Source organism: Streptomyces syringium (assembly GCF_017876625.1).
In the GTDB taxonomy this organism is placed as follows: Bacteria; Actinomycetota; Actinomycetes; order Streptomycetales; family Streptomycetaceae; genus Streptomyces; species Streptomyces syringius.
Map to the genome: position 1 here is coordinate 337,181 of NZ_JAGIOH010000001.1, position 17,193 is coordinate 354,373.

General features: G+C 70.4%; 20 protein-coding genes. 9 read left to right on the forward strand and 11 right to left on the reverse strand.

From position 1 onward, the window contains the following. The first annotated feature begins 60 nt into the window (after window positions 1-60). The 3 genes from JO379_RS01605 to JO379_RS01615 all read left to right on the forward strand — a co-directional run bounded on the left by JO379_RS01605 (window position 61) and on the right by JO379_RS01615 (window position 2,551). The gene (locus JO379_RS01605) at window positions 61-303 is read left to right on the forward strand and encodes an acyl carrier protein (RefSeq protein WP_209513404.1); all 243 of its coding nucleotides are present in this window, start codon (window positions 61-63) and stop codon (window positions 301-303) included. Continuing rightward, window positions 300-1,238 (forward strand): alpha/beta fold hydrolase, encoded by a 939-nt coding sequence (locus JO379_RS01610; RefSeq protein WP_209513405.1) that lies wholly within the window; start codon window positions 300-302, stop codon window positions 1,236-1,238. Before JO379_RS01605 ends, JO379_RS01610 begins: the two co-directional genes overlap by 4 nt. A gap of 68 nt (window positions 1,239-1,306) precedes the next feature. Then, on the forward strand, window positions 1,307-2,551 hold the full coding sequence (locus JO379_RS01615; RefSeq protein ID WP_209513406.1) for a glycosyltransferase: 1,245 nt from the start codon (window positions 1,307-1,309) through the stop codon (window positions 2,549-2,551). On the opposite strand, the gene JO379_RS01620 is transcribed toward JO379_RS01615, so the two are convergent. Continuing rightward, window positions 2,481-2,813 (reverse strand): darcynin family protein, encoded by a 333-nt coding sequence (locus JO379_RS01620; RefSeq protein ID WP_209513407.1) that lies wholly within the window; start codon window positions 2,811-2,813, stop codon window positions 2,481-2,483. The genes JO379_RS01615 and JO379_RS01620 overlap by 71 nt on opposite strands. A gap of 95 nt (window positions 2,814-2,908) precedes the next feature. On the opposite strand from JO379_RS01620, the gene JO379_RS01625 reads away from it, so the two are divergent. Beyond that, window positions 2,909-3,625, forward strand: coding sequence for a TetR/AcrR family transcriptional regulator (locus JO379_RS01625; RefSeq protein ID WP_209513408.1), 717 nt, complete (start codon window positions 2,909-2,911; stop codon window positions 3,623-3,625). Between the two features lie 18 nt (window positions 3,626-3,643). Here JO379_RS01625 and JO379_RS01630 read toward each other — a convergent pair whose 3' ends face one another. After that, a complete protein-coding gene (locus tag JO379_RS01630; protein ID WP_209513409.1) occupies window positions 3,644-4,600 on the reverse strand; it encodes a helix-turn-helix domain-containing protein in 957 nt (318 codons plus the stop codon). A gap of 97 nt (window positions 4,601-4,697) precedes the next feature. Between JO379_RS01630 and JO379_RS01635 the strand changes: the two genes are divergently transcribed. Then, window positions 4,698-6,197 (forward strand): alpha/beta hydrolase, encoded by a 1,500-nt coding sequence (locus tag JO379_RS01635; RefSeq protein ID WP_209513410.1) that lies wholly within the window; start codon window positions 4,698-4,700, stop codon window positions 6,195-6,197. A gap of 20 nt (window positions 6,198-6,217) precedes the next feature. On the opposite strand, the gene JO379_RS01640 is transcribed toward JO379_RS01635, so the two are convergent. The 4 genes from JO379_RS01640 to JO379_RS01655 all read right to left on the reverse strand — a co-directional run bounded on the left by JO379_RS01640 (window position 6,218) and on the right by JO379_RS01655 (window position 8,511). Continuing rightward, the gene (locus tag JO379_RS01640; RefSeq protein ID WP_209513411.1) at window positions 6,218-6,688 is read right to left on the reverse strand and encodes a GNAT family N-acetyltransferase; all 471 of its coding nucleotides are present in this window, start codon (window positions 6,686-6,688) and stop codon (window positions 6,218-6,220) included. A gap of 53 nt (window positions 6,689-6,741) precedes the next feature. After that, window positions 6,742-7,239, reverse strand: coding sequence for a nucleoside deaminase (locus JO379_RS01645; protein ID WP_209513412.1), 498 nt, complete (start codon window positions 7,237-7,239; stop codon window positions 6,742-6,744). An 86-nt stretch (window positions 7,240-7,325) separates the two neighbouring features. Continuing rightward, window positions 7,326-7,796: a cyanase gene (cynS, locus tag JO379_RS01650; protein ID WP_209513413.1), complete on the reverse strand. Its 471-nt coding sequence runs from the start codon at window positions 7,794-7,796 to the stop codon at window positions 7,326-7,328. A 112-nt stretch (window positions 7,797-7,908) separates the two neighbouring features. Then, window positions 7,909-8,511, reverse strand: a complete 603-nt coding sequence (locus JO379_RS01655; RefSeq protein ID WP_209513414.1) for a carbonic anhydrase — start codon at window positions 8,509-8,511, stop codon at window positions 7,909-7,911. A 124-nt stretch (window positions 8,512-8,635) separates the two neighbouring features. Between JO379_RS01655 and cynR the strand changes: the two genes are divergently transcribed. Beyond that, window positions 8,636-9,541, forward strand: coding sequence for a transcriptional regulator CynR (gene cynR, locus JO379_RS01660; protein WP_209513415.1), 906 nt, complete (start codon window positions 8,636-8,638; stop codon window positions 9,539-9,541). Between the two features lie 20 nt (window positions 9,542-9,561). On the opposite strand, the gene JO379_RS01665 is transcribed toward cynR, so the two are convergent. Further along, complete coding sequence (locus JO379_RS01665) at window positions 9,562-9,924, reverse strand: cupin domain-containing protein (protein ID WP_209513416.1); 363 nt, start codon at window positions 9,922-9,924, stop codon at window positions 9,562-9,564. 259 nt (window positions 9,925-10,183) lie between these two features. On the opposite strand from JO379_RS01665, the gene JO379_RS01670 reads away from it, so the two are divergent. Together JO379_RS01670 and JO379_RS01675 are read left to right on the forward strand one after the other, a co-directional pair. Further along, the gene (locus JO379_RS01670) at window positions 10,184-10,624 is read left to right on the forward strand and encodes a hypothetical protein (protein ID WP_209513417.1); all 441 of its coding nucleotides are present in this window, start codon (window positions 10,184-10,186) and stop codon (window positions 10,622-10,624) included. Window positions 10,625-11,089: 465 nt separating this feature from the next. Further along, window positions 11,090-11,695: a hypothetical protein gene (locus JO379_RS01675; protein WP_209513418.1), complete on the forward strand. Its 606-nt coding sequence runs from the start codon at window positions 11,090-11,092 to the stop codon at window positions 11,693-11,695. 12 nt (window positions 11,696-11,707) lie between these two features. Here the strand turns inward: JO379_RS01675 and JO379_RS01680 are convergent, their stop codons facing one another. Next, a complete protein-coding gene (locus tag JO379_RS01680; protein WP_209513419.1) occupies window positions 11,708-13,087 on the reverse strand; it encodes a tetratricopeptide repeat protein in 1,380 nt (459 codons plus the stop codon). Between the two features lie 182 nt (window positions 13,088-13,269). Further along, window positions 13,270-13,743, reverse strand: coding sequence for a MarR family winged helix-turn-helix transcriptional regulator (locus JO379_RS01685; RefSeq protein WP_209513420.1), 474 nt, complete (start codon window positions 13,741-13,743; stop codon window positions 13,270-13,272). Between the two features lie 89 nt (window positions 13,744-13,832). Between JO379_RS01685 and JO379_RS01690 the strand changes: the two genes are divergently transcribed. Next, on the forward strand, window positions 13,833-14,642 hold the full coding sequence (locus JO379_RS01690; RefSeq protein ID WP_209513421.1) for an alpha/beta fold hydrolase: 810 nt from the start codon (window positions 13,833-13,835) through the stop codon (window positions 14,640-14,642). A gap of 64 nt (window positions 14,643-14,706) precedes the next feature. Here the strand turns inward: JO379_RS01690 and JO379_RS01695 are convergent, their stop codons facing one another. Continuing rightward, entirely contained in the window at window positions 14,707-15,582 is an 876-nt protein-coding gene (locus JO379_RS01695; RefSeq protein ID WP_209513422.1) for a peptidoglycan-binding protein, read from the reverse strand. 64 nt (window positions 15,583-15,646) lie between these two features. Then, window positions 15,647-17,185 carry a DUF6519 domain-containing protein gene (locus JO379_RS01700; protein ID WP_209513423.1) on the reverse strand — a complete coding sequence of 513 codons (1,539 nt, stop codon included), beginning with the start codon at window positions 17,183-17,185 and terminating at the stop codon, window positions 15,647-15,649. Between the last annotated feature and the right edge of the window lie 8 nt (window positions 17,186-17,193).

The window sequence follows — 17,193 nt, forward strand, 5'->3', positions numbered from 1 at the left end:
TCCCTATCTGTGACCCAGGGTTCACCAAACCCTACCCGCCACTTCCGGAAGGTCAGGCGCATGGACGACATGCAGAAGACGGTCATCGGCATTCTGACCCGGAAGGCCGGACTGCCTCCCGGACCGGTCACCCCGGAGGCCACATTGACGGAAGCCGGCGTGGACTCCATGGCCGTCGCCGTACTCGCCATGGTCATCGAGGACGAGTACGGCCTGGTCATCTCCGAAGCCGACCTGTCGGCGAACTCCACCGTCGCCGACCTCGCGACACTCATCGGAAGGCACCTGGCGGCAAAAACGTGACCCGACAAGGCTCCCCGCTCCTCTCCGCCCCCACCGGGGCGCACGACCACCGCATTCCCTGGAGAGCTGCGGACTACCCGTGCAGGACCGTCGTCGCGCCCGGCCCGGCCGGCGCCGAACCGCTCCTCGTCCTCAGCGGCGGCCTGCAGACCAGGCACTCGTGGGGACGCTTCGAGCGCCACGTGGCCTGCCGGTTCCCCCTCGTCATCCCCGACCTGCCGCCCGCACGCACGCCCGGGCAGACAGCGCAGAGCCTGAGCTGGGACGATCTCACCGAAGCCGCCCTGCACACCATGGACCGGCTCCGCATCCGCCGCTTCGCCGTACTCGGCGTCTCCTCCGGCTATCCCATTGGATACCGGCTCGCCCAACGCCACCCCGATCGGGTCACACGGTTGATGCTCTTCGGCGCTTCGCCCCGGCCCGCCCCTCGCCTGGCGGAACTGATCAGCCAAGGGCTGCACCGGGAGGTCGACGCCCGAAGCGCGTGCTCCGCCGAAGGCCCGGCCGATCGGCTGCGAGCCGCCCGGGAGCTGGTCGGCGTCCTGACCAATGCCGAGGCGGCGGAACGGCACCTGCTGATCAAAGCCGCAGGGCGCGTCGTGCTCGACCAGCTCGCCGCATCCACCGACGACCCCCTCATCCGCTACGTCCACGACCGCGGTTTCCTTCTGCTGCGCGATCCGCTGCCCCCGGGCGGCATCCGCGGCGTTCCCTCGCTCCTCGGAGTCGGGGAGTTCGACACCGCCACCACCGTCGCCGACAACCGGGCCGTCGCAGCCACCATCAGTCGCGCGACCTTCATCGTCATGAAGCACGCCGACCACCTGCTGCACATGGAGCGCGACGCCGACTTCGCCACTCTCGTCGCCCTCTTCCTCGACGGCAGGCCGCTCAGCACCCTGCGGCACTGCACGATCGAGACGATGCCGTGAATGCTCCGCCGCACCCCACCCCTCGGGAGCCCGCAGCCGTGGAATCCGCCGCGAAGCCTCGTATCCTCTTGGCCACCTGGGGTACGACCGGCGACATCGCCCCCTACACCGGCCTCGCGACCGGCCTGAGCAGGGCAGGCCACCAGGTGACCGTGGTGACCTCCCGACGGTACGCGGCCCTCTTCCGTGAACACGGGCTCCGGGTACGGGCCATGCCCCTGGACGAACAGGAGGCGGCGGTCGGAGCACACAAAACGCGCCGCGCGCGTATCGACAACGGCCGGGACATGGCGCTCACCGCAGGCACAGTGCTTCTGGAAGCCGCCGGTGAAGGCACCGACGTTCTCCTCACCCACCCCCTACTGCACCCGCAGGCCGCCGCCATCGGCCAAGGGCTCGGCCTGCCGTGCCACGGCGTCTACACCGTCTCGCATGCCATGATGCTCCCCCGCCTCATCGCCGGTACCCCCCGCGTGCGTTACGCGGCTGCCGATGCGCTGGTCAAATTGGCCCTGAGCCCGCTGTACGCACCGGTGATCACCGCCCTACGGCGCGAACTCGGCCTGCGTCACCGCTTCACCGGCGATGCCCTGATCCCTTCCGCCCGTCGCCACACCGTCTACTACGGTTTCAGCAGCGCTCTGCTGCCCGACGGTATGCCTCTGCCCGCCGCGCACGAGACCGTCGGCATCTGGCGGCCCGCTCAGCCGCCGGACTGGCGCCCCGATGACCGGCTCACCGATTTCCTCGCCTCCGGGCCCGCACCCGTGTATTTCGGCTTCGGCAGCATGGGCCAAGACCAGGCGGAACGGTTGTCCCGGATCATCACGCGCACCGTCCGCAGGCTCAGGATCCGCGCCGTGGTCCAGAACGGCTGGGCAGGCCTGACCGGCGACGGCGACGACATCCTCACCATCGGGGAATGCCCGCACGCCTGGCTCTTCCCGCGTATGGCTGCCGCCGTCCATCACGCGGGGCCGGGAACCACTCACGCCTCCCTACGAGCCGCTCTGCCCACCCTCCCCGTCCCCTTCAAGCTCGACCAGCCCTTCTGGGCCGCCCGGCTCCGCTCCCTCGGTCTCACCCCCGCCGCCGTCCCGATGCCCCGCCTCGACCCCGACGGTCTCGGCCTCGCCCTCACGCGGCTCCTCGCCGACAGCCGCTACCGCGAACGGACCCGCCGCATCGGGGCGTTGATCGAGCAGCAGGACGGCACGGCGGGGGTCATCCGCGCACTCGGCCTCACCGCGACAGCATCTGCTCGTACCGGTGGAAGCCGTCCTCGACCCCCAGGAAGACCTCGCCGAAGGTGAGGTAGCCCTCGGCGATGACCGGCGTGTCACGCAGGGCCTCGATCAGGAAGTAATACGCGCCCAGGTCCTCCGTCTCCAGCACGGCGAAGTCGGAGATGCGGCCGCTGAACGCCTCGGCGTCGAAGAAGCGGGCCCGGACCCGGTCGGCGTAGGAGGCGAAGACCGGCTCCAGATGCGTCTCCCGCATCGCGTTGCGCTGCTCACGTGACAGCGCCAGCCACCGCTCGGTGACGGTGTAGGTCAGAACGATGCCGTAATTCACGAGCACTCCCCTGCAGCAGTTGTTAACACCATTAACTTTCAGGGAAGAGCTAAAGTGATAGGTGTTAACTTTGTCAACGGAAGTGGTCCGAGCCCATGTCGAGCACTGCGGGTACCCGTACCGGCCGCCGCCACCGCGTGCGTGAGGAGGCACTGGCGGAGATCTTGCGCACCGGTCGGCGGCTACTGGTAGAGGAAGGTCCCGGTGCCGTCACGCTGCGGGCCATCGCCCGCGAGATGGGCATGACCGCGCCCGGCCTCTACCGCTACTACGCCGGCCACCGGGAGCTGATCCAGGCGCTGACCTCGGCGCTCTACGACGAACTGGCCACGGCCCTGGCCGCGGCCCGTGACCGTCACCCCTCCGCCGAGCCGGGCCGCCAGCTGCGTGAGGCGGGCCGCGAGCTGCGTCGCTGGGCACTCGCCCACCCCAACGAGTTCACGCTGCTGTTCGCCAAGCCGGTCACCGACGCCGACACCACTCCCGGTACCGTCGCCCACGACTCGAGCTGGCGCTTCGGCGGCGTCATCCTCGGCCTCATGGTCCGGCTGTGGCGCAGCGGTACGATCCACCCGCCCGCCGACCTGGATCCCGCCTGGGTGACACAACTGGAGGAGGTACGCGAACATCTCTCCGGCGAACCCGTACCGCTGGAGGTCATCTATGTGTTCGTCGCCTCCTGGGCCCGCCTGTACGGGACGGTGGCCGTGGAGGTCTTCGGGCACCTCGACTTCGCCCTCACCGATCCCGAACCGCTCTTCGAGCACACCCTCGACGACATCCTGATCGCCCTGGGTGACACCGCCGACTGACGGGCGTGCTGCGGCTGCCTAGCTCTGACCGCGCATGACTGGTTCATGGACGGTGAGTTCGCCCTCGACGAGCGCGGCGCGGAGCCAGTCGTGCGCGGCGCCGGGGGTCGGTTGTGACGGGTCCGACAGCTCGGCGACGAGGCGCCAGTAGCCGTCGATACGGGGGTCCGCGGCGAGCTGGGCGCTGAGCCCGTGGCGGAAGGCGGGGGTGTCGCGCGCACCGCACGCACGGGCGTAGGCGGAGACGAAACAGTCGAGCGCCTCGCCCTGGTGCGGTGCCCGCTGCGCCCGCAGTTCCGGCGAGGCCAGCGCGAACGCCTCGATGAGACCGTCATAGAGCACGGCCGGGCGGTAGCCGTTGTCGGAGCGGTGTGCCGCGGGCTGTCCGCGATCGGTGCCGCGGCAGTCTCCGGAGGTGAAGGCGTGCAGCCGGGCGAAGGCCAGCACCTGGGAGGGGGTCGGATCCGCCGGTGGTTGCGGCACCGCCTGTTCGACGATGGTGGCGACCAGCCGGGGCGGGAGCCGTGGAGGCAGCCACCGCCGCCAGAAGCGTGCCAGCGGGGCCGTGCTGGGCGGGGTGGTCATCGCCCCGATCAGACGCAACCGGTCGACGCGTTCCTCCGGGGCACAGTCACGGAGCAGATGGAGGGCGGCCTCCCGCCAGCGCAGGGCGGCCATCCGTGAGCCGAGCTCCCGCAGTTGGCCCGCGATGGCGTCCTCCAGCGTGTCCTCCTCGTCGAGGATCCGGCCCACTTCCGGGACGGGGAGGTCGAGGGTGCGCAGGGAGCGGATCAGACGCAGCCGGTCGAGCGCTTCGGGCCCGTACCGCCGGTGGCCCCCGGCGCTGCGTCCGGCTTCCGGCAGCAGTCCCCGGTCCGAATAGAAGCGGACGGTCTTGACGGTGACCCCCGCGCGCTCGGCGAGCTCTCCGATGCTCCACGTGTGGTCAGGGCTCCGCTTGCTGTCGGACGACACGACTTGAACCTCCCCCAGCTGGAGTTCCTACCGTACCGGTGAGCGCGGACGGCCCCGGTGGCCGGCCGCGTGGGCCAACGCGTGGGAGGAGATGTTCATGACGGCATTCATCCTGGTGTCCGGCGCCTTCACCGGCGGCTGGGTATGGGAGGAAGTGGCAACCCGACTGGAGGAGTCGGGAGCCGAGGTGCATTCGGTGACGCTCACCGGCATGGGTGACCGCCCCGGTACGGCAGGACCAGGGACGGACCTGGAGACGCATATCGAGGATCTGGTGCGGTTGATCGACCGGGTTCAGGCAGCGGAGGTGGTGATCGTCGGCCACTGCTACGGCATCCACCCGGTGCTCGGCGCCGCCGACCGGCGTCCGGAGCGGATCGCCCGCATCGTCCATCTGGACGCGGGCATGCCCCGGGACGGCGACCCTGCCCTCGAGCTGGTACCCGACCGGGCGGTCCGTGACCGGCTGCTGCGGGCGGAGCAGGTCGAGGACGACGGGTCGGTCACCCCGCCGACCCACGACGAGTGGCAGCGCTGGGGCAGCACCGCCGGCATCCCCGCCCGAGCGCTGGAACGGCTGGTGCGCCTTGCCGCACCGCAGCCACTGGGCACCCTCACCCAGCCGCTACGGCTGTCGGGGGTGACTTCCGGGCTGCCGATGACCGGCGTCCTGTGCACGGCCAATGGTGCGGGCATCGCCATGGTCGAGTCGCTGGTGGGATTGGGGGATCCCCGCTTCCGGGCGCTCGTCGACCCGCGGGTGACTTTCTTCGAACTCGACACCGGGCACTGGCCGATGCTGTCCACCCCCGACGAACTGGCCGGGGTACTGCTCCGGGCCGCCGCGGGGGAAGGACACCGGCTGGCCGCGCCGAGCGAACAGCCCGCGCACCTGCGGCCGTTCCTCATGGAGGTACCGGAGGGGCCTCGCGAGCGGGTGGGGCGGGTCGACCTCTACCTGCCCGATGCCGACCGGCCGCGTCCGGCGGTGGTGTTCGTCCATGGCGGCCCCGTTCCGGCCGACGCCCGGCCGACACCACGCGACTGGCCGGCCTATGTCGGCTACGGCCAGTACGTGGCGAGTCTGGGAGCGGTCGGGGTGACGCTGGACCACCGGCTGCACGACCTCGCCGATTACGAACGGGCCGCCGAGGACGTCGCCGAAGCGGTCGAGCTCGTACGCGCTGATCCGCGCGTCGACGGGGAACGTGTCGCGCTGTGGTACTTCTCCGGCGGCGGGCTGCTGTCGGCGGACTGGCTCGCGGCTCCCCCGCCGTGGTTGCGGTGTGTGGCGGCGACGTACCCGATACTCGCGCCGCTGCCGAACTGGGGGCTCGGCGAACGGTTCCGCCCTGCGGCCGCGGTGCGTGCCGCCGGGCCCTTGCCGGTCGTGCTGACCCGGGTGGGCCTGGAGAGCGCGGCGATCGCGCGGACGGTCGAGGAATTCCTGGCCGCGGCCACGGAGTGCGAAGCCGATGTCGAGGTGATCGACGTACCACTCGGTCACCACGGGTTCGAGACGACCGACCACACCGAGCAGGCGCGCCAGGCCGTGGACCGCGCGGCGCGATCGGTGCTGGGGCACCTGCGGAACTGAGGCCACCGGCGGGCCGGCGTCTAGACCAACTCCAGTTCCCCCACCGTCTGGTCCCCGCTCATCTCCCCTGTCGGCCGGAAGCCGAGCGCCAGGTAGAAGCGTTCGGGGCCGTCCTCGCCCGGGTGCCAGGTGGTGGTGAGACGGGTGCCGCCACGGCGGCGGATCTCGGCGGCCACGGACTCGACCGCGAAGCGGCCGTAGCCGCGCCCCTGCTCGCCGGCCGCGATGTTGAGGCGCCACAGGCCCGATCGGATGTCGGTTCCCGTGCCGTCACCGGCGAAGTCGATGCCGAGGAAGGCCATGAGGAAGCCGACGGGCCTGTCGCCGTCGAGGACGAGGCGGGGCCAGGCGGTATCGGGGTGCACATACGCCTCGGCGAGGGACTTCACGACAGGAGCCACCAGGTGCTCCTGGTCGGGGCGTACCGTGAGGCCGATCGCCGCGTCGAAGTTGTCGGCAGTGATCTTCTCCAGGCGGAGTGTGGTCGTCATGCGGGAACCCTATGCCGACGGATCAAGTGATGTATGAGGGGTCAGCCGTCCCCTCAAGCGGTGGGGGCGCCGGCCACGCGGCGCTCGCCGCCGTTGCGCTCCTGCCAGAACTTGTACACCTCGACCGCGGCGTCGTGGGCCTCATGGCGCATGGGCAGACGCCGCTCGGTGCAGTCCTTGGCGAACTCACCGTAGAAGGTGTCGAGTTCGAAGTACTTGCGGTCGTCCACGTAGTGCGGCTCGTAGGCGTCGCGGGTGGTGAGGAAGACGACCTCGTCCGGGGAGCAGTAGTACAGCGATCCCAGGCACATCGGGCAGGGGTGGGCGAGCACGTAGATGGTGGTACCGGTCAGATGCTCGGTGCCCAGCTTCACGCAGGCTTCGCGGATGGCGAGGATTTCGGCGTGGGCGGTCGGGTCGGCGGTCTGCGCGACCAGATTCGGGCTCTCGGCCAGGATGTTCCCGTCCTTGACGATGACGGTCGCGAACGGACGGCCGCCCTCTTCGACGTTGCGGCGGGCGATGTCGATGGTGCGCTGTGCGAAGTCCATGAGGATTCCTTACGGGAAGGGCGGGCCGGCGGCCTCGTCGCCACGGGCCCGCCCCGGGGTCTACCGGATCAGTGGGGTGAGCCGGATCAGAAGGGCTTGGTCGGCAGGTACTTGCCGTCCAGGGTGATCACCGCGCGCTCGCCGCCCTCGGGGTCGGCGACCTTCTTCACGTCCAGCTTGAAGTTGATCGCGCTGATGATGCCGTCGCCGAACTGCTCGTGGACCAGGGCCTTGAGCGTGGTGCCGTAGACCTGCAGCATCTCGTAGAAGCGGTAGATGGTGGGGTCGGTCGGAACGCCGCCGGGGATGGAGCCGCGCGTCGGGATCGTCCGCAGCAGCATCGCGGCGTCGTCGTCCAGGCCCAGGAGTTCGGCGACAGCCTTGGCCGAGTTCTCCGGCAGGGGGTGCTGGCCGAGCACGGCGGCGGTGACGAAGGCGACCGACAGGCCCGCGGTGTCGGCGATCTGCTGCCAGGAAAGGTCCTTGCGCACCTTGGCCTCGACGGCCTTCACGGCGAGGGCCTGACGGGCGGTGGGGTCGAACTGGGCGTGCACCATGAGGAGGGTTTCCTTTCGGGTGTGCCGCTCCCGAGGAGAGGGGGACGGCAGGTTCTGGGTACCCGCGAGCCGTGGGAACGGCTCCGGGGTGATCGGGATGGGGGCGGCCGGCTCAGGCCGCGAGGGCGGCCTGGCGGCCGGCCGCGGTCACGTCCTCGACCGCGCCGGTGGGGATGTCGTAGACCCAGCCGTGCAGGGTGACGGTGTTCTCCGCCAGGGCGCGGGCCACCGAGGGGTGGGTGGCCAGGTTCGCCAGCTGGGCGAGCACGTTCTCGCGCACCAGGGCGGCCACCTTCTCCGTGCCGGTTTCCGCGGCGGTACGGGCCCGTGAGGCGTCCGCGTGGCGCAGCCAGTCGGCGATCGCGGGGGCGCCGCTCAGGTCGTGGTTCTCGGCGAGTGCGGTCATCGCACCGCAGGCGGAGTGCCCGCACACCACGATGTCGCGTACGCCCAGGACGGCCACCGCGTATTCGATGCTGGCCGCCACCCCGTCCGAGCCGGGGGTGTAGGCGGGGACGAGGTTTCCGGCGGTGCGGATGACGAACAAGTCACCCGGCTCGCTCTGGGTGAGCAGCTCAGGCACCACCCGGGCGTCGGAGCAGCTGATGAACAGCGTCGTCGGCCGGTGTGTCGCGGCCAGGTGGGCGAAGAGCTCCGCCTTGGCCGGGTGGACGTCCCGCTGGAAACGCGCGACACCCTCGGTGAGGTCTTGCATGGTCACTCCCTTCGGTGGCTGTCCGCCCCGTGGGGCTGACGGGATCCACCATGCATGACCTGCTTCTATAGCGTCCAATACTTGATATCCATAACTGCTATCGATGACATCTATAGTTGGGGCCATGGCTCTGGAACTCCGTCATCTGCGCTATCTGCTCGCCGTCGCCGAGCACGCCAACTTCACCCGCGCCGCCGAGGACCTGCATATCTCGCAGCCCACGCTCTCCCAGCAGATCAAGCAGCTCGAGCGCACCGTCGGCGCCCAGCTCCTCGACCGCACCGGCCGTACGGTCCGTCTCACCGACGCCGGTGACACGTACGTGCACTACGCCCGTCGCGCCCTGCGCGACCTCGCCGCCGCCGAACGTGCCGTGGTGGACGTGGCCGATCTCTCCCGCGGCCACCTCCGCCTGGCCTTCACGCCCACCTTCACCGCCTATCTCATCGGTCCCCTCATCGCCGAGCTGCACGCCCGCCATCCCGGCATCACCCTGGACGCCAAAGAGCTGCCTCAGGACCGCATGGAGACGGGCCTACTGGCCGACGAGGTGGACCTCGGCATCGCGTTCCACGGGTCCCACTTGCCGGGCATCACGGCAACCGCCCTGTTCACCGAGACTCTCGGCCTCGTGACCGGCACCGGCCGGACCGGCGCCGAGGGGCCGGATCCGCTACCGGTCCGGGATCTCTCCGACCGCCATCTCGCCCTGCTGAGCGGCGACTTCGCCACCCGCGGCCATATCGACGCCTACTTCGCCGCCCACCGCGTCACGCCGCGCATCGTGGTGGAGGCCAACTCCATCCAGGCCCTGACCGAGATCGTCCAGCGCACCACCCTCGCCACCGTCCTGCCCGACGCCATCACCCACGACCACCCCCACCTCACCCCCGTCCCCCTCGACCCCGCCCTCCCCGCCCGTACGGTCAGCCTGCTGCGCCGCGAGAACGCCTACCGAAGCGCCGCCGCCCGGGCATTCACCCGGATCGTCGAGGACCATGTACACACCCGCGGCTACACCCCTGCGTGAAGCCGAAGCGCGGTGACCACTCAGTCGGCCCGATAGCCCGGGACGGACGGCCAGCGGACCGTCAGTACGACGGATTCCTCCTCGGCGCACCAGGAGTGGTCGACACCCCGGCCCCAGACGACGTAGTCGCCCTGCCGCTCCAACAGCACACTGCGACCGGGGAGTTCCACGCGGAAGCGGCCGCTGATGAGGACCAGAAGGGCGGTCCGTTCCTCGCCGTTCACCCATCGCGTGCGTTTGTCGCCCCGCTGATGGACACCCCACTTGATTTCGACGTCCTCGCTGTGCCGGGGGTCCGCGGTGTCCTTGAAGTGTCCGAGCAGCCATCCTCGGTCCAGCGCCGCGTCCCGCCCCGCGTTGCCCACATACACACTGTCGTCCATGGACCCGGAAGGTAGCAGCGGGAGCGCCGGGGACGTCGGTCCGGCCCGGTTGATCAATTGTCCGCGGCCAAAACCTCAAGTCGGATAAATGCCCAGCCCATTCATTTTCACGCGAATACCCCAAGAGGCCTCGACTCGGTATCAATACCGTGCATCAACAGCCCGGAACCGGGCACGCCTCTGGTGTGTCGATAATGGGTGCGCCCCGCGCAGGCGAGGCGCACCGAACCACGAGAGCACCGATACAGGGGGCACGCGAATGAAGAGCGAGCAGCAATACAAGGGAAGGCGGCGGCAGCGCCTGGCCCGCAGGGTTTCCCTGCTCATCGCCCTCACACTGGGCGCCGCCCTGCTGGCGACGCCCGCCTCGGCCGCCGGCGTGCACACCCCGGCCGGGACCGGCCGGCACTCCCCCCTCAGCAGCACGGACGCCCGTCCGATGACTGCCGGGGCGGTGGGCGCGGCAGCGTCCCAGCACGGATCCCTCTCCTCGTCGCACCACAAGACGGCGGACTACAAGAAGTTGGCCAAGGGCAAGGACAAGAAGAAGAAAAAGAACAAGAAGAAGAAAGGCCTGTTCCGTAAGCTGGGCGCCGCCCTGCTGGTGGCCATGATCTTCGGCACCCTCTTCGTGGTGGCGCTGATCGTGCTGGTGATCTTCCTGATTCGCCGGGCCTCCCGGCGCCGCCGTTCCTCATAGCGGATCGTGAAGGGCCCGCGAGAAACAGCGGGCCCTTCACACACCGGTTTTCTCTCGACAGCGGAAAGCCGCCTCCCCGGACAGGAGAAGCGAAGATCCCCGCGCCCGCCGCGTCCCGCCGTCCGCACCGCGCCTGGCCTCGCCCCCGCGGCAACCGCTCCCTGGCAAACTCCTTCACAGAGGGCCCCTTGCCCGGCTGACGGATACGCGACAAGATGCCGATGAACTCGCAGCCCGCTCACCGCGCACAGCAGCCCAGCCATCGAACCGGAATCACTTTCTCCGCTCCATCGCGCATTCCCGCTCCGATACTCCGGCCCCTGTTTACCCCTGGGCGAGAAGCCCTCATTTCCTCGGCGAGGTCGAGTACGCGGCCGAGCCAGAGGGGGCCTCCCTGCTGTGCCGACAGGGTGTTCGCGGCCATCGAGAGACTTCCAGTGAGCATGTCGACAGGACTGGTGTGAAATGAACAGCCAATTACGTCAGCTGTGGGGCACCCGTACGGCGATCGCGGCCGTCCGAAGACGGATCTCCGCGATGGCAGGAGCCGTCGCCCTGATCGCGGCCGTCCTCACCGGCGCCGCCACCGGCACAGCCGCCGCCGCGCCCGCCGAGACCAAGGCCGCGGCGGGTGGGTGGTCCTGCTCCGGGGCGCCCGTTCCGGCCGGGTACGTCATCACCATGTACGACCGCAATGGCTGCAACGGCGCGGGAGCCTGGTTCCAGCAGCCCGCCCGCGACGGGATCTGGACCTGCGCCGGCTCGCCGATCGTGTCCGGGTACGTCTCCACCATGTATGACCGCAACGGCTGCAGCGGCATCGGCGCCTGGTACCACCAGCTGGCCCGTGACGGCATCTGGACCTGCTCGGGCTCGCCGATCGTGTCCGGGTACGTGACCACCATGTATGACCGCAACGGCTGCAGCGGCATCGGCGCCTGGTACCACCAGCTGGTCCGCAACGGCATCTGGACCTGCCCCGGCTCGCCCATTCCGGCCGGTTACCGGAGCACCACCTACAACGCGACCGGGTGCAGCGGCCTCGGCGCGTGGTACACCGTGCGCGCCTGATCTCGAACATCCTCAGCGGAAGACCGCCGACGCCTGCTCGCCCGCCCGGTGGCGGGCGTCGGCGGCCCGGGCCGTGTCGCCGAGGTGGTCGGCGAGCCGCGCCCGGGCCGCCCAGTTGTAGGGGCTCACCGGGCGCAGGCCGGTGCGCTCGCTCAGCAGCGTACGTGCCACGTCGTGCCGTCCGGCGCGCAGAGCCGCCTCCACCAAGGTCCGCTGCATCGCGTCCCGCTGGGCGTGACTGCCCCCGAAGAGGTGCAGGCGGTACCGCAACGGAAGCAGGAGATCGACTGCCTCGTCGTACCGCTGCCGCCCGTACGCGAGCAGTGCCCGGCACACCGGCAGTCCGACCTCGGCGGTCATCGCCACATTGGAGACCCCCGGACGCGTCTTCCGGATCCAGGCCTCCCGGTCACGGATGAGACGTTCGGCTTCGGGGATCCGGCCCGCACCGACGTAGGCCATGACGGCGTGGACGTCGTTGAAGACGTAGTAGGCGCCGACCTGGCGTCCGGCCCAGGCATCGGCGAGCGCCGCCCAGCGGTCTCCGGTGTCGATGCCGGCCAGATGCAGCCGCCACAGCAAGGACGCCGCGTCCAGCAGCTCCATCGCCACGCCCGCCGATCCCTCGTGGTGAACGGCGTCGTCGTAGACCGCCAGCACCTGGTCCGTGCGCCCCGTCTCGAGTACGTAGAGGGCGTAGTGCCACCAGTTGTGGACCTTCAGGTAGTTGCCGTCCGTCCAGTCGCCCGCGCGGTCGTCCAGGTAGCGGATGCCCTCGGTGAACCGGCCCTGCATTTCGTAGGCGTGCACCACGGCGTGGATGCCCCACACGTCGCGCGCGTTGCGTTCGACGGCCGCCAGTCCCACCTGCTCGGACCGGCTGTAGTGGCCGGCTTCCTCCAGGCCGAAGGCGTACATGCCGAGCAGCAGCCCGAAGTGCGGGTCGTCCTCGTCCCAGGCGGACAGCGCCCCGCCCACGCGGTCACGCAGCAGCGCGGCGCTGCCGGTGAAGAAGTCGATCTGGTGGCCCACCGCCAGGGCCAGTGCGTCCCGCGGATGGGCCACGCTGATCTCACCGAGGACGCGGCCCGCCCCGTGGATGTCGCCGTCCAGCCAGGAGGACGCGGCCGCGAGGTGCATGCGCTCCCGAGGCGTGACGTCCGTCAGCCGCGCGCCCCGGCGGAACGCGTCGAAGGACGTGCGGGCTGCGGCCGCGTCCTTCTCCTCCGTCCCGAGCAGGCCGAGATAGGCCGTGAGGACGTTCGCCATGACGGAGTGCGGGGAGGCGCGGACCGCCGCCCGGGCCTCGGTGGTGACCTCTTCACGGAAGAAGAGCAGATGCTCCAGTGCCTTCTCGTAGTGCCGCACCGCGTCCGCACTGCTGTGCGTCATCGTCTGAGCGTGCCGGTCCGTTCCCACTCCATGGCCTCCCGTGCGACCGCCACGTCACCGCGGCAGCCCTCTTGACCCGTATCCGGCCGCCACGCTGACGTCGCGGCGGCCCCTCATGCCTGCCCCATGCCTGCCCCCTGGCACAGGCCCGGAAGCAGCCGGAGGGGCCTGAGGTCACGGATTCAGTTCACGTCGACGTCGTCGAAGAGTTCCAGCATCCGGCCGAGAACCCGTACGCAGGTCGTGACGTCGGCGTCGGTGAGGTCCCCGCCGACCTGGCGCAGCAGGGCGTGTTCGTTGTGGAGCACGGCGGCGATGGCCGCCCGGCCGTCGTCGGTCAGCGAGATGAGCGAGGACCGCTGGTGGGCCGGGTTCGGGAGGATGTCGACGAGGTGCCGTGCCGCGGCGTCGTTGACCATGCGCTGCACGAACTGGCGGCTCAGCGCCTGGGCGCGGCCCATCTGCGGGACGGTCATGGGGCCGTGTTCTTTGAGCAGTTCCAGGACGCCACGCACCCCGACGGAGATCCCCTGGTTCGGCGCGTCCTGCTCGACCTTGCGCTGGACGCGCCGGTACAGCGGCCCCACCAGGGCGAACACCTCCATGAGTCGGGGAGCGAGGTCGTCGGGCGGGAGGGGCTGATCGGTGTCGGTCACCAAACCATGATGACACCCGGGGTGCCACCTTTCGGAAAGACATGACACCTCAGTTGTCGAACCTCTCGGAATATGGCACCTTGGTTGTCATGACCCATGCCTCCGATCTCCGCACCTTCGAGAGCCACGACGGCCCCCTCGCCTATCGCGACACCGGCAGCGGAGAGCCCCTGGTGCTGCTGCACGCGGGCTTCCTGGACCACACCATGTGGGACGACCAGATACCGGCCCTCGCGCGCCACCACCGGGTGATCGCCCCGGATGCCCGCGGACACGGCTGGTCCTCCAACGCGAGCGGGCCGTTCCGCCAGGCCGACGACGTCGCCGCGCTGCTGCGTCACCTCGACGTCGGCCCGGCGGTCCTTGTCGGGGTGTCGATGGGGGCGAACATCGCGGTCGACACCACGCTGGAGCACCCCGGCCTGGTGCGGGCCTTGGTCGTCAGCGGTGGCGGCGCCCCCGGGCCCGGCGACCCCTGGACCGAGGAGCTGCGGGCCGCCCAGTTCAGCGCGCTGGGGGCCGGTGACATCGGGGGCTGGCTCGACACGTTCGCGCTCTCCGCGGCCGGTCCGCACCGCACGCCCGACGCCGTCGGCCCCGACCTCGTACGACGGCTGCGGGAGATGGCCGGGCGGACCATCGCCAAGCACACCGCCGACGAAACGGACTTCAGTGTTCCAGTGCTCGACACCGCGACACGCGCGAAGGACATCGCCGTTCCCGTCCTGGCGCTCAACGGCGCACTCGACGCGCCCGACCTCATCGGCATGGCCGAACACATCGCCCGTTCCGTCACCGACGGCCGCGTGACCGCCGTCGAAGGCACCGGCCACTTCCCCAACATGGAGCAGCCGGACGCCTTCAACCAGGCCCTCGAGGAGTTCCTGCACGGCTTGTGACAGGGCCGGACGCCCGGTGGCCCGGTGCTCACGGGCACCGGGCCACCACAGGACGCGGCGGGATTCACACGTTGGGCACGCGCAGCTTCGTCCAGCTCGTCCTGCCGGGGGTGCCGTCCGCGTCCGAGCCGGCGTAGCCGAGTTTGCGCTGCCACGCCGCGTACGACTTGCGGTCGGCCTCGGTCCACTCAGGACCGGGGCCTTCCTCGTAGCGGCCGCAGCCCTCCGCCACCAGCCGTTTGCCCATCGCGGTGATGACGGGGCTGTGCCGGCCCGGGCGGAAGAAGTCCGCGCCGGGGAAGGGCTCGTACTGCGGTGGTTTCGGCTGGGGCCCCGGACCGCCCGGCTTCCCCTTGAGGCAGTCGGCTATCCGGGAGCGCATCGAGCTCATCGTGAAGCCCTTGGGGTCGATCTTGTTGTTGGTCCACTCCTTGTGGCCGATCACCGAGCGCTCGGTCCAGCCGTGGGCGCGGCAGATCGCCGCCGACACCTTCTCGATGGCTTCCAGCTGGGCGGCGGGCCACGGGTCCTCCCCGTCGCCGAGATTGATGCACTCGAAGCCGTAGAAGCGGGCATTGCCGTCGGTGTTGTTCTCGTTGGGCGCGGGCAGCGACCGCTCCTCGATCACCGCGTTCAGGACGTCGCCGTCCCCCAGGCCCGCGTGGTTGGATCTGCCGTTGCCGACGAGATACACCGTGCCGTCCTTGGCGATGACGCCGTGGCACAACGGCCCGGGCAGCTCCGAGTATCCGTCGTAGCAAAGATCGACCGACGCCGCCGTCCCCGAGGTGACGGTGTGGTGGATGACCACCCCGTGCACGGGACCCCATGCCCCCTTGCCGTTGCGGTTGTGGGTACGCCAACTGCGGTGCTCCCGCACCGTCACACCCTCCTGACGGAGAGCCTCGACCAGTCGGTCGGCGGACAGGGGCTTTGCCATGACTTCCTCCTTGACTACGTACAAAGGTCGTACTCGTGTGCTGAACAACAAGCGGTCGGGGACGTCACTCCCGTGAGGTGCTCCCGACCGACTCGATCGGCACGGCCAACGGCCGGAACGTGTGCCGCAGGTCCGTCACCGCGCGCTCGCCGCCCACGACCCACGCCAGCGGGGCGTAGTGCGCGTCGACGCCCGCCGGGGGCTGGAGCAGGGGCTGGCTGTCCGCCGCCACGGGCCACTCCACCGTGCCGGTGGTGGTGCGGGCGGGTACGGCCCAGTAGTCCCCCGGCCGGTACCGGCCACCGGGTTCGAACCAGAGCTGTATCCCGTCCTCCAGGTCGGTCCACGTGCCTTCGACGAGCTTCAGGGCGCCGTTGCGGTGGTGCTTGGCCGTGCCGCGTCCGCCGGGGGCGCGGTGGTCCCAGCGGCGCAGGAAGGGGTGCAGGGCGGGCAGCCTGCCGGTGCCCGGGCCGGGCTCGGCGCTCAGTCGCACCCGGCGGCCCGGCAGGTCGACCTCCTCGACCCGCAGCAGGTCGGCGGGCTCGCCGCGGCTGGTGTAGGCGGAGTCGGCGAGTTCCACGCGGTCCCCGGCGCCCAGGTCGAGCTTGTCGTCGTTGCCGAGCGTGGCCAGCTCCACCCAGGTGCCGTCGAGGGCGGCCACGGGGAAGACCACGGATCCGTTCTCCCTGGACCATTTGAAGGTGGCGGTCTCCGCCGTGCCCCCGGTGTGGATCTCCACGCGGTACAGCTGGTTCTCCGGGCCCCGGTAGCGGTGGCCGGGCCGGGTGAGGCAGGGCTCGTCGTCGGGGCGCTCCGGGCGTTCGGTGCGGAACGCGGCCGTCGCGGCCGTCGCGCGCTGCGCGTCGGACCAGGTACGGAAGGCCGTACGCACCTGGTCGGCCGTCGGGTTGGCCGGGGCGCCCAGGTCGGTGCCGGTCAGGGGCAGGACCTGCCAGACGGTCTTGATCCTGGCCGCCGTGTCCGGCAGTGCGGCGCCGAGGGCCACCTCCCGGATCTCGGGGTCCTCGGCGGCGGTGACCGTCCGCTCCCACACCTTGAGGTAGACCAGGTAGGGGAACTGGGCGGGCAGCCGGTCGGCGGGCTTCTCCGGGTCCCGGTAGGCGTCGGGCTGGTCCCAGTACGTCCAGACCGTTCCGTCGGTGCACGGGTGCTGTTCACCGCCCGTGCCCCCATCGGAACCACCGGAACCACCTGAACCATCGGAACCGATGGAGCCGGCGGCACCGGCCGGAGCGTCGTGCGGCGTGGTGGTGGGCTCCTGCCCTGCCGGTGTCCCCGCCGGTGTCCCCGCCGGCGGCCGGCCGGCGTCGCACAGGATGCCGTCCACGTAGTAACGCCCGCCGTGGACGGCCAGGTTGTCGAGCTTGTTCTCACCCGGGCAGTAGTCGATGCGGAAGCCGGTGGCACCGTGCGGGCCGCCGTGCTGCCCGATCAGGTCGGCGGCCAGGGTGCGCGCCTGGTGCTGCGTGATCGCCGCCTGCTCGTTGGCGTCGGCGTCGAGCTGGACCCGGCCCTGCTGGGCGAGCACACCGGAGTAGTGCTTGGCGGGCCGGAAGGTGAGGCGGGAGAGATCTGCGTGCATGAGTTCGT